This window comes from Ideonella sp., assembly GCF_036277275.1.
Classification (GTDB): Bacteria; Pseudomonadota; Gammaproteobacteria; order Burkholderiales; family Burkholderiaceae_C; genus Ideonella.
Map to the genome: position 1 here is coordinate 71,198 of NZ_DASUNH010000044.1, position 12,021 is coordinate 83,218.

The 12,021-nt window shown below is 65.8% G+C and carries 8 protein-coding genes; 1 reads left to right on the forward strand and 7 read right to left on the reverse strand.

Features of this window, described 5'->3' with window-relative positions:
- Positions 1-167 precede the first annotated feature (167 nt).
- Entirely contained in the window at positions 168-1,223 is a 1,056-nt protein-coding gene (locus tag VFY73_RS09240) for a hypothetical protein (RefSeq protein WP_329717912.1), read from the reverse strand.
- 345 nt (positions 1,224-1,568) lie between these two features.
- Here VFY73_RS09240 and VFY73_RS09245 point away from each other — a divergent pair, with 345 nt between their 5' ends.
- Positions 1,569-2,300, forward strand: coding sequence for a substrate-binding periplasmic protein (locus VFY73_RS09245; protein ID WP_329717914.1), 732 nt, complete (start codon positions 1,569-1,571; stop codon positions 2,298-2,300).
- Between the two features lie 246 nt (positions 2,301-2,546).
- Here the strand turns inward: VFY73_RS09245 and VFY73_RS09250 are convergent, their stop codons facing one another.
- From VFY73_RS09250 to VFY73_RS09275, 6 genes are all read right to left on the reverse strand, one after another.
- On the reverse strand, positions 2,547-4,124 hold the full coding sequence (locus tag VFY73_RS09250) for a lytic polysaccharide monooxygenase (protein ID WP_329717916.1): 1,578 nt from the start codon (positions 4,122-4,124) through the stop codon (positions 2,547-2,549).
- Between the two features lie 11 nt (positions 4,125-4,135).
- Entirely contained in the window at positions 4,136-5,437 is a 1,302-nt protein-coding gene (locus VFY73_RS09255) for a glycoside hydrolase family 5 protein (RefSeq protein ID WP_329717918.1), read from the reverse strand.
- 14 nt (positions 5,438-5,451) lie between these two features.
- The gene (locus VFY73_RS09260) at positions 5,452-8,670 is read right to left on the reverse strand and encodes a glycoside hydrolase family 9 protein (protein ID WP_329717920.1); all 3,219 of its coding nucleotides are present in this window, start codon (positions 8,668-8,670) and stop codon (positions 5,452-5,454) included.
- Positions 8,671-9,094: 424 nt separating this feature from the next.
- Complete coding sequence (locus VFY73_RS09265; RefSeq protein WP_329717922.1) at positions 9,095-9,478, reverse strand: GFA family protein; 384 nt, start codon at positions 9,476-9,478, stop codon at positions 9,095-9,097.
- A 217-nt stretch (positions 9,479-9,695) separates the two neighbouring features.
- A complete protein-coding gene (locus tag VFY73_RS09270; protein WP_329717924.1) occupies positions 9,696-10,034 on the reverse strand; it encodes an HNH endonuclease in 339 nt (112 codons plus the stop codon).
- 36 nt (positions 10,035-10,070) lie between these two features.
- Positions 10,071-12,021, reverse strand: a 1,951-nt coding sequence (locus tag VFY73_RS09275) for an ATP-binding protein (protein WP_329717925.1), incomplete at its 5' end; no start/stop codon positions are given.

Genomic DNA, 12,021 nt, shown 5'->3' on the forward strand with positions numbered 1-12,021 from the left:
CCGACCGGTTGTCATTGTTTCACCGGCGTTGCGATGAATGCGCTCGACTTTAGCTGAGGCGATGAGGAGCGCTCGCATGTCACGCAGAGTCTGGCGGCGGCGGTCAATGGCATCTACGCGGGGCTGACGCCGCCGCTGTCGCACCGCCGCCGAGGCGCGGGGGGGGCTCAGGGTTTGACCGGCGTCGCGATGAAGGCGCGGCCCTTGCCGTTGAACACGCCCGCGCCCACGATCACGCCTTTGTCGTTGATGTCATAGGCCTGCAAGGCGGTCCACCCGGCACCACTGGCATCCAGGAGGGTCAGCAGCGAGTAGCAGCGGCCCTTCTGGTACAGGAAGGCTTCGAAGCCCTTGCCGAAGTAGTCGCCGGTGATCTGGCCGTGGTTGTTGATGGCTCTCGGTTGCGGCCAGTTGTCGCTGCCGTGGCAGGTGGGCAGCTGATGCATCGTGGTGCCGTCGTACCAGTAGGCGCGGTTCTCGTTCGCCGCGTTGCGGGCCATGCCGGTCACGTGGCCGGCGTCATTGATGTCCACTGCACTGGAATCGGAGCCGCCGAGCGTGCCAAGATCGCGCATGCTGCCGTTTTCCCAGATGTACGCGCGCGCGTGGACTTTTCCGTCGCTGTCAGGCGCGAGGAACGAGCTTCCCACGATCTGGCCGGCGTTGTTGATGGCGTTGGCCGTGGTGTAGTTGCCACCGAGCGTGCCGAGGTCGATCATGTTGCCGCCGCGGTACAGGTACGCGCCAAATACCCGGACGCCGGCACGGTCGCATATGAAGCTGAGCACCACGTCACCGGCGCTGTTGATGCCGCTTCCCTTGCTGTCTCGGCTGCCATCGGCATCACAGGGCACCAACGCGTCCAGGTTGGTGCCCGCGCCGGCCTTGTCCCAGGTCCACGCCTCGTAGCCGACCCAGCCGGCCACGGCGCCGTCGTCATTGACGCGCCAGCCGGCGGCATCCCAGGTGTCCGGCGCCAACAGCGGACGGGTCGTCCCGTTCTTGTACCGGAAGGCGCTGGAGCTGTAGCGGCTGTTCATCCACGCCTCGCCGGTGACGATGCCGTTGTTGCTGATGCCCAATGCCCAACGCGGCAGGGTATTGTGTGCCTTGTCGATGGTTTCGATCTTGTAGACCGGCGGGGCGGCGAGAGCCGCAGTGGCGGCGAAAGTGCAGAACGCGAGCAAGGCGCCAGAGGCGATGAGTGAAATACGAGCTTGCATGTCCAATCCTTTCTTAAGTTAGGTATTGGATGCTAAGCAGCTCGGAGGGCGTTGGTACTCCCTAGGTTGGGGGCGGCGAGGCGCCGTCGCCACGTCTGCGTCGTCTTCTGAATCGTGGAATCCCACTCACCATCCAACTCGAAGGTCGCTGCGCAGCTGGCAAGGCGCCTTCCCGGACCTGCAAGCTGTGCCTAGGCGGCAGGTCTTGCACGGTGTCTGCGAGTTGTAAGCGTGTCGCGACAGGACTAGCATCGGCAAGTTTTCTATTGCCGTGAAATGCGTTTGCCTGGATGTGGATTTGCTGTGAGATCAGTCATCCCAACGGCGTGCTGCCTTTTCGCCACCTTGCTGATTGCCTCCGTCTGCGTTGCCGGCGAGAGCAGCCTGCTCGTGGTTCGCCCCGACGGCTCCTGGCCTCCGTGGGAAACGGTCGTCAACGGCGAGCCGGCCGGTATTCACGTGGAGATGGTCCAGAGCGTGTCCAAGGCCCTTGGGGTGCCGGTGGTCATTCAGTCCTATCCGTGGTTGCGAGCCATCAGGATGCTGAAGCAGGGTGAGGCCGATGCGATCACCTACATGTCCCGGACGGCTGAGCGTGAGCAGTTCGGCTACTTCATGGAAGGAAACATCCTGTCGAGCACCCGAATAGGCCTCTTCATCCTGAAGAGCAACGAAAGGAAGCTCAGTTTTTCTGGTGACCTGAGCTCTTTGAAGGGCTACAAGCTCGGAACTTGCCGAGGCTTTTCCTATGGAGAGATGTTTGACAACGCGAACTTTCTCGACAAGGACAATGGCGCCGAAGACGAATACGCATTGTTGAAGATGCTCGCGGCGGGCCACGTCCAGATCGCTGTTGGGTATGTGGGCGATATGAAGTTCGCCGCTGAAAAATTGGGCATGGCCGACAGCGTCAGCCTGCTGAGCCCGGTATTGTCAGAGCGACGCGATCTGTACCTCGTCTTCTCCAAGGCGAAGCAACACCAGGAGCTGGCCAGGCGCTTTTCCGAGGCGATGAAGGCCTACAAGCAGAAGCCGGAGTACCGGGAACTGCTCAGGAAGTACGGCGTCAGCGAGTGAATGGGCGTCCGGGCGGCAGCCAGTCAGGCGCAACGTGTCACGGCACAGGTGGGCCTGAGCGGCGTAGCCGCTGTCCAGCGCCACGTATTCCGGCGCAGCGTCCCGTCCTCGCGGCCCCGAATGGCCTCGAAGAACGCATGCTCGACATGGCCCCAGCCACGCAGCTCGCGCTGAAGTGGCACGGGGCCTCGGCAATGACAAGGGCCGTGCCGGCCTGCGCTGGCACGGCCCTGGCCTCGAGGCGGCCTACTTCGTCGCGCAGAAGCCGCCGTCGGTGTAGTTGGCACCGGGCTGCAGCACGTTGTTGTTGGGCGGGCCTTCGATCGTCAGCGTATCGCCGGCCTGCGACCAGACCAGGTTCCAGACGTTGTTGGCCTGGCCGACGATCTTCATCGTCGTCTTCCACTTCACCGGCACCGAGTCGTTGTTGCTGACCTTCACGCTGGCGCAATAGCCCGCATCCCAGTCACTGGTGACGGTGTAGCTCGCAGCGATCTTGTTCGACACCGTGACCTGCAGGAAGGCGCTGGCAATCTTCGAGCCCTTGGCCGCAAACATGCGGTTGGCCGTGGCATCGGCAACCGGCTTGATCGCTCCCTGCTGGTTGACCACCCCGATGCGCAGACCGCTGTCGGTCGCGTTCACCGCCTGGCCCAGCGCCAGCGGCCACTGGCTGGCACCGGCGTTGGCGTCGGTCAGCACCAGTGCCGGATTGGGCACGTAGTTGTCGGCACCGGTCGTCAGCACCGTGCGCACGTTGACGCTGTCGTTGGCATGCAGCGTCAGCGGCGTGGTCGTCAACGGGCCGAGGCCTGTCCACTTGGAGCCGCCGGTGGGCTTGTGAAGCAGCGTCTTCGACTCGGTGTCGGTCAACCCGGCCGCGTTCTTCACCAGTAGCGAGACCTGCAGGTTCTCGTTGACCTGCGGCTCGGTCAGCACCAGCCTGGCCTTGGGCTTGTTGGCGTCGACGATCTTGGCCGAGCCCAGGTCGCTCGGGTTCAGGCTCCAGGCGTAGGTCAGGCCCTTGCCCTTGGAGCCGGTGCCATCGAGGACCACGGTGGTCTTGCCGATCACTTCATCGACGTCAGGGTTGAAGGCGATCGCTGCCACCGGCGGCTTGCCGGACGTGCCTTCATACTCCACGTCGACGCAGCTGTGGAAGCGCTCGAAGGTGAAGAAGTTGCGACCCCACTCGCCATAGACGACATGGCGGCCATTGCGCGCGGGCAACTGGCAGAAGGTGTGGAACAGCGTCGCGCCCTTGTCGGGCACCACGTCAGGGTTGCCATCGGGCCTGGTGTCGTCGTAGCTCAGCTTGCAGAAGGGCTGGTCTTCGAAATCGGCCCAGGTCAGTGCGCGGGTCGGCGACCATTCGAAACCCGGCTTGGTGATGTAGTAGTGGAAGTCCGCGGTGTCGGAGTAATGCGGCCCCCACGAGATGTTCCAGGTGAACTCCTTGCGACCGGCGCTGACCTTGTTGACGGGCCACTGCATCGGCGTGTCCCACGGCGTGGCACTGTTGCCGAAGGTCTCGGCATTGAAGCCGCAGACATTGGCCGGCAGCGGCGTCACCTCGGAGCGGCCCTTGGTGTGCGTCAGCACGCTCATGAAGTTGTAGCTGCCGGTCCAGTTGGTGTCGAACGCGGTCTTGCACTCGGGGTACTTGGCGGTGCCGTTGGTGATGTGGTCGGGCTTGGTGATCGCGCCGCAGAACCAGTTGCGCGACGGCGGATCCTGGATCAGGCCGTGGGCCAGCGCCTGCGCGCTCGCCAGCGCGATCGGTGCCAGCAGCAACGCGCTGCGCATCGAAGAACGGGTGGTCATGGTGGTTCCTTTCAGTCTGCGTGGAGTCCGCTGGTGGCGCAGATGTCGTGGTCGACCGGTGAGCCGTCCCACAGGCGCTTCAGGTTCTGGTACTTCTCGGTGTTCACGCTGATCCAGTCGTCTTTCAGGATGCCGCCGGTGTCACCACTGTTCGGGTTCCACGACCAGTAGAAGAAGTTCTTGGTGTTCTTGCACTTGAGCCAGTCGACGAAGTGGGTCTGCCAGACCTGGTCCTTGCCCATGAACTTGCCGCCGAATTCACCCAGCACGACGGGGTAGGTCGCCATGAAGCGGCCCATCTGGTTCTCCCAGATTCGCGGCATGTTGTTCGGGAAGCCCGCGCTGTCGGCGAAGTAGGCCTGGTCGGCCACGTCGGGGCCGTAGATGTGCGGCGACAGCACCAGCTTGCCGCGCGGGATCTGGTTCTCGTCGATCGGGAAGCACTCGACAGGCTCGATGTTGCCGCCCCACCAGTGGCCGTCGGGCGTCTGGCAGCTGCCGTTGTTGTCCGACACGCCTTCGACGAACACCAGCACCTTCGGGTTGGCGGCGTGCACGGCGGCGCCAGCGCGCTCGGCCGCCAGCTTCCAGTCGTTCTCGATCTTGCCGGTGCCCCAGAAGGCGCCGGTGCCCCAGTCGGAGTGCGGCTCGTTCTTCAGGTCGATGCCGATCACGTTCTTGACGTCCTTGTACCGTGTGGTCACGAACACCAGGTCGCGGATCCAGTCGTCCAGCGAGTAGCCTGGGATATTGGGCATCTGCGAGATCGCGTTGCAGTCGGGCCGGTGGTGGTCGAGCAGGATGTAGAAGCCGTTGTTGGCGAACTCCGCGATGATCCGGTCCATCGCCTGCAGCGGTGTCTTGCCCTGCAGGTCGGGGTTCAGGTCGTAGCGCACGCCGCCGCTGATGTTGGGAGTCGTCAGCGTCTTCGGGCAGAAGGGCAGGCGGACGGCGTTGAAGCCGAGCTCTTTCATCTGCCTGACCATGTCCTGGTAGCTGCGTGCCCACAGGCCGTGCACGATGCTGTCGGGCGTCTCGAAGCCGAACCAGTTGACGCCATGCATCTGCACGACCTTGCCGTTGACGTCGAGGATCTTCTTGCCCTTGACGTGGAACGGTGCCTTGTACTGGCCCTTGGACGGAATGTGCAGGTCGTCGCCCAGTGCAGCCAGGGCCTCTTCGGCCACGGTGGACGAATCGACCGCGGTTTCCAGCGAGCGTTCGGCATGGGCCGGCTGGGCGAACAGCATGCTGGCCGCGCCGATGGCGGCGAAGGCTGCAACCAGCCGGCGGATGGGTTGGATCGGGTTCATGCGGGGTCTCCTCGTTACTTGATCACGACGGTGCAGTCATGCCCTGGCACCGAAGCCGCCGACGGCACCGGCTTCGCACCCGAATAGCTGATCTGCATGCCGGCGGACTTGGTGGTGTTGGGCGGCACGTCCTTGTTGTGGGCCAGGGGCACCAGGTTCACCTTGTTGCCGCTGAGCGTGAAGGTGCCGTCCCAGCTGTTGGTGATCGTGAAGGTGTTCGACTCGGTGAAGGTGGCCGTCCAGTTGCTGAGCGTGGTGTTGCCGTTGTTCAGCAGACTCACGGTCAGCACCTGGCCGGTGCCCCAGTCGTTGCTCGAATCCACGGTCAGCGTGCAGGCTTCGCCGCCGCCTGCCTTGGGCGTGGCGGTCACCATCGCAGACGGCGTCTTGCCGGCCTTGTTCGTCGCCACCACGATGTAGTAGTACGGCGTGCCGTTGGTCAACCCGGTGTCGGTGTAGGCGAGCGTGGCACCGTCGAGCGTGGCCAGCACGTCGAAGGGGCCGCTGGACGCCAGGCTGCGCTTGACGATGTATCCGGTCGCGCCGGTGGCCGCGGGCCAGGCCAGGCTCACCTTCTTGTCGCCCGCGGTCGGGGTGACCACCGGTGCACTCGGCGGTACGCCGCCCTTGGTCGGCTTGGCCGACACCACGGCCGACGCTGTCGCCCCGGCGCTGTTGCGGGCGACGACCTTGTAGTAGTAGGTCGTGCCGTTGGTCAGACCCTTGTCGACGAAGGTCGTGACGGTCAGCCCCTTCTTGATCTTGGCAAACGGGCCGCCGGCGCTGACGGCGCGGGCGATCTCGTAGGTCTTCGCACCGTCGACCGCTGGCCAGCTCAGCGTCACCTTCTCGTTGCCGGGCGTGGCGGTGGGCTCGGGCGCGGCCGGCGGCGCCAACACGGTGGTGGCCGAGGCGACGTCGCTGTCGGCGCTGTCGCCTGCCTCGTTGTGTGCACTGACCACGTAGTAGAAGGTCTTGCCGCCGGCCAGGCCCGAGTCGACATAGGCGTTGTCGGTGGGTGAGCCGACCGGCGTGAAGCTGCCGGGCGAGCCGGTGGTCGAGCGCTTGACGGTGTAGCTCGCGGCGTTGGCCGCGTCCTGCCAGGCCAGCGAGATCTTGCCGACACCGCCGGTCGCCGTCAGGCCTTGCGGCACATCGGGCAGCGGCGGCGGGTCGCCACCGCAGGCCTTGGGCTCGACGCCGAAGACGCGGCGGCCGTTGTCGAACAGCGCGATGCTGGTGACCTTGGCCACGCCGGAAGGCGGCAGGCCGACGTAGGACGGGTCGTTCGCCGGGTTCCAGTAGTTGCTGCCGTCCGGTGCGGCGATGCGCATCTGCAGCTCTTTCTTGTAGGCCGACTGGCCGCCCGGGTAGATGTTGGTGCCGCTGAAATCGCCGGTGGCGAAGTAGAGGTTGCTGTTGCCGCAGCGCTGCAGCTGCTTGACGACGCCCCCTTCCGAATAACCCGAGCTGACCTTGATGTCGGCGGCGGTGTGGCCGGCGGCGAACACCTCGGTCAGGTCGACGTAGTAACGGAAGCTCAGCTTGTCGGCGTTGTGCGCCGGCCAGCCCGAGCGGTTGTTCACCAGCGCCTTGATCTCGGTGTAGGTCGCGCCGGAGCTGTTGATGCCGGCCTCGACGAACTGCTCGTCTTCGGTGGGCACTTCGGGCTGCGGGAAGTCCGGCAGCGGGCTGCTGCCCGGGTACAGCTGTTGCGCGGCGGCGAGCACGCCGGTGATCGCGGCGTTGTAGTCGGTCGCCACCTCGTTCGAGACGAAGTCGCTGATGCTGTCGGTGTAGGCGTCGGTCGAACTCGGGCCGCCGACCAGCGCGCCGTAGAGCTTGTGCCGGTGGTTGGCCGGCAGCGACATGCTGTCGGACCATGAACCGTGCGCGGTGCGGTGGTGCGGATGCTGCGGTGAGTTGGCACCGAAGCCGATCAGGTAGCTGCCGTTGCGCGGGTTGTCGCCCAGCGCATAGTGCAGCTGCTTGGTCGCGAAGTCGCGGTAGGTCTGCTTCTTGTTCGCGTCGGTCACGTCCTTCGCATAGACCATCGCGAGGAACGACTCGTTCATCGCATAGCGCAGCGAGCCCCATTGCGACAGCCAGGCCAGGCCGCCGGGTGTCATCGTGACGCGCTCACCTTCGGGCGTGCCGGTGGTCCAGTAGGCGAGGTTGCGCTCGATCGCGTCCTTGTACTTCTGCTTGCCGGTGATGCGCGCGAGCAGCAGGTAGACGCCGTAGTGCTTGCTGTCCCAGTCCTGCGTCCACTTGTAGGGCAGGTAGGGCGTCTGGCCCTCGGTGCCGAAGCCGCCGGCACCGGTGTGCACATAGGATTCGGCCTTGTCGAGATAGGCCTGCTCGCCGGTCGCGCGGTACAGCCACACGGCGCCCCAGGCCAGCTCGTCGATGTAGCCCGACCACGAGTTGTAGTACGACGCCGCGTCGGTGATGCATTCGCTGTATTTCTGGCGCTTGGTGTCGGCCAGCGTGTAGAGCTGTTTGGCGTGGGTCAGCAGCTTGGCCGCGTAGGTTGCGTCGGTCGGCTTGAAGACCATCGACGCGGCGGCCATCGCTGCGGCGGTCTCGCCGGCCAGGTCCGAGCCGCCGCAGCTGCTGTCGATCTTGTAGGCTGGCGCGGCTTTCGGGTAGACCTCGACGGGCCCCCACCAGCTGTGGTCGATGCCGCCGTTGCCGACCTGGCCGTAGAACACATTCGCCGAAGGATGTGCCTTGATGAAGTAGTCGTTGACGAAGCGCAGGTTGAGCAGCAACGCGTCGTACTGGCCGGCGCTCTTGTGGCCCGCTTCGAATTCGAGGGCGCCCCAGGCCAGCTCGGTCGCGGTGGAGGCCATCGGGAAGCCGAACTTCACGTGGTCGCCGGCGTCGTGCCAGCCGCCGGTCAGGTCCAGGCCGACATCGCTGCCGTCGGTCAGGCGCGAGTCGCCGCGCCAGCTGACGCGATTCCAGTCAGGCTTCTTGCCGGACTGCTGGGCCTCGTAGAAGAACACGACCTTCTGCAGCGCCTCGGCGTAGTTGAAGCGCGGGGCCGCGGCGGTGGTCGTGACCGCCAGCGCGCGCTCACGCGCCGCGGCCGCGGTGCCGGTGGTGTTGACGTCGTCCGCGTCGGAGCCGCCACCGCAGGCTGCCAGCAAGGCTGCAGGCAGCACCGCCCAGGCGGATGTACGCAGACGGGGCCATCCCTCGCGCGAGGGGTTCGGTTCAAGGTTCATGTCGGCTCCTCCGATGAGTAGACAGCGTTGTCATTCGGTGGGAAAAAAAATGGCCGGAAGCCAAGCGCGGTCTTTTTGCCTGCTCAAGTTACCGGATCAGTGACCAGGGCACCCTCATGCCCATTCTTCTTCGCGATACGTTGTTCGCGAACGCGTGCCCGGGTTGTATTCCCCACGTCTGACGGCGTCAACGGGGTCTGACCTGAGGCCTTACACACCGTCACATCGGTTTAACCGCGAGACCTCTTCGTGGCGGTGCAGGCAGTGCGGGCGCTGTGCTGGGAGCGCCGGCCCGGGGCGCTTGTGCCGCGGCCGGGGTGGGAATGCGCCGTACGCAGCATGGTGGCCGAATAACCCGTTCGTTGAGTGGTGCCGAGCCCCGACATGCGATGGACACACACCTGCTGGAGGGCTTGCTGCAAGCTCAGGGGATGTGCTCGGCGTCGGCTGGCGGAACGACCCAGCCGTGCATGCGTTCCTCGTAGACGGACACGCTCGGCGCCGGGAAGCTCGGATCGGCGAACGCCCCGACAGGAATGGCAAGGTACGCCTCCAGCCCTTCGGGCTTGGAGCCGCAGTGGGGGCAGAAGTGGAACCTGACGCGAGAGCCCTCGTCACCGACCCGCACGTACTCGGATGAGGTGCCTGAAAGCGCCACGTCCTCGCGCCGGAACCTGGCCTGCTGCCCGAAGACGCTGCCCGTCCTGCGTTGGCAGGCCAGGCAGTGGCAGATGGAGACGCGGACCGGCTCCCCGACGACCTGGGCCGTGAGTTGACCGCAACTGCAGGATGCGAGGCGCTGAGACATTGGTCGAGGGCTCCTGGTGATCACCGGGGCGCATGGTGCCATGCACAAGCTGCTGCTGACTCCGCTGGCGCAGGAGGATGAGGCCGCACCTCGGAGAATCGCTGCGGGGGGCGCGTCGCCGGTGGCCGCGGGCGCACACGAGCAAGACGCCCATACCGCCAAGTACGTGCCCTGACCGTTCGATGGTGGCGTTCAGCCCACCATTCAACCCCGCAGCTCAACGCCGCTCGGAAGACGCCGCATTGCGCCGGTAGAACTCCGGCGGCTTGTTGGCCACCCAGCGAATGAAATCGGCGATCGCCGGATGGGCCCGCAGCGACTCCCACGAGTGGAAGTTGCGCGCCAGCTCCTTCTCGTTGAAGGTCGCGTGGATCTTGCGGTGGCAGATGCGGTGCACCTTCTCTTTCGCCACGCCGCCCTGGCTGCGCGGTACCAGGTGGTGCTCGTCGACACTGGCGCCCGGCACCAAGGGCCGCGCGCACAGCGGGCAGGCGCCCGGCGGCTCGGGCGGAAGGCACCAGCTGGTGCGGGCCCGTTGACTTCTCTTCACGACCATCGGCGCAGTCTAACGTCGCCCGTGGCCGCAGCGCCGTCAAGGTGATGTGTGGTGCAATCGCTCGTCAACCGTGGCCGCCCGGCGGGCGCCGGTGGTCTTCGAGGATTCGCACAGCTTGCTGTAGCCGTCGAAGACGCGGAGGATCTCGACGAAGTTGATCGGCTTGGTCAGGTAGTTCTCGAAGCCGCCGTCGAGTGCGGCGCGGATCTGCCCGGGCAAGGCATCGGCCGACAACGCGACGAGGTGGATGCGCGCGGTGTCGGGGTCGCGGCGTATCGATTGAGCCAGTAACGTGCCTGTGGTGTCGCCGAGGTTCATGTCGACCAGCATCAGGTCGGGTGGTTGCTCCTGGGCCATCTTCAGCGCCTCGGCGCCGCTCGTGGCGTAGCGGAAGTTGATCGATGGGCGCAGCAGCGTGACCTGTCGCATCAGCTCGATGTTGACCTCGTTGTCCTCGGCATAGAGCACATCCAGCGGCCCCGCCTGGCCATCGTCACATTCCGGCAGCGAGGGCAGGCGCTGCGTGATGACGGCGGGCGCTGCGCGCGGCAAGGTGACGGTGGCGACCGTGCCCTGGCCCACGGTGCTGGTGATCTCGAGCCGGCCGTCCATCAGCTCGACCAGCTGGCGCGTCAGCACCAGCCCGATGCCGGTGCCTTCGACGGCCGAACGTTCGGCGCCGAGGCGATTGAACGGCTCGAACAGGTGATTCAGCTGCTCGGCCGTCATGCCCACGCCGGTGTCGGTGACGACCACTTGGCACACATCGCCAGTCGGCAACAACGACAGCGTCACGCGCCCATTGCGCTCGTTGTACTTGATCGCGTTGCTCAGCAGGTTGATCAGCACCTGCCGCAGCCGGACCCGGTCGGCATGGATCCAGACGCCGAACGCGTCGAGCCGCGCGTCCTTGTCGGCATCTGCCGCGAAGCTGGCATCGACGGTGCGATGCGTCAGCAAGGTCTCGAGCGCGATTCCGCTGTCGCGGGCCAACGGGGCAACCACCGTCAGGGCCTCTTCGGCCACCACGCGCGCGTCGACGGTCTCCAGCGACAGCGACAGGCGGCCCGACTCGACCATCGACAAATCGAGCACATCGTTGACCAGCGCCAGCAGATGGCTGCCCGCCCGTTCGATGTGCTTGACGCGTGCTCGGTTCTCCGCGTCCAGCGAGCGGCTGGTGTCGATGCTCATCAGCTGCGCGAAGCCGAGCACCGCGTTCAATGGGGTGCGCAGCTCGTGGCTCATGCGCGAGAGGAAATGCGTCTTCGCGCGGCTCGAGTGCTCCAGGGCCTCGCGCGCTTCGCGTTCGTGGCGCGCAGCCAGCTGCTCGCTGACATCGCGCAGCACGATCGTCATCAACACGCCCTGGTCGATGTCGATCCTGGACACGGTCGCTTCGGCCGGAAACTCCTCGCCGTCTGCGCGCACGCAGGTCAGCTCCTGCACCGCGCCCGGCACGTTGCCGGTGGGCGGCTGCTGCAGAAGGCGGGCCAGCTTCGCGCTGGACGCGGGCGCCGTCAGCTGCGCCACCGGCTCGCCGAAGGTGTCGCTGAGCGTGCGGCCAAAGATGCGTTCGGCCGAACGGTTGAACAGCACGATGCGGCCGGCCGCGTCCATCGAGATCACGGCGTCCGCGACGGCGTCGATCAGCTTGGCCAGCCGCGCCTCGCTCTTGCGCAGGGCTTCTTGCGTGCGCAGGCGTTCGCTGATGTCGAAGAACGTCACCACCACACCCATGGGGTGGCCGTCTTCCGACATCGGGTAGGACCAGTACTCCACCGCGAAGGGGGCCCCGTCGTGCCGGCGGAACGTGTCGCCGGCTTCGTGCGTGGCCTCGCGCAGGCGGAAGGCGTTGTGAAGCCGGCAGGCCGAGGCGGGCCGCGTGCCGTCGTCGACGCAATCGGGATGGATCAGCGCATGCATCGGGCGGCCCACCACCTCGGTGGCCGACGTGAAGCCCAGCAGGCCCAGTGCCGAGCGGTTG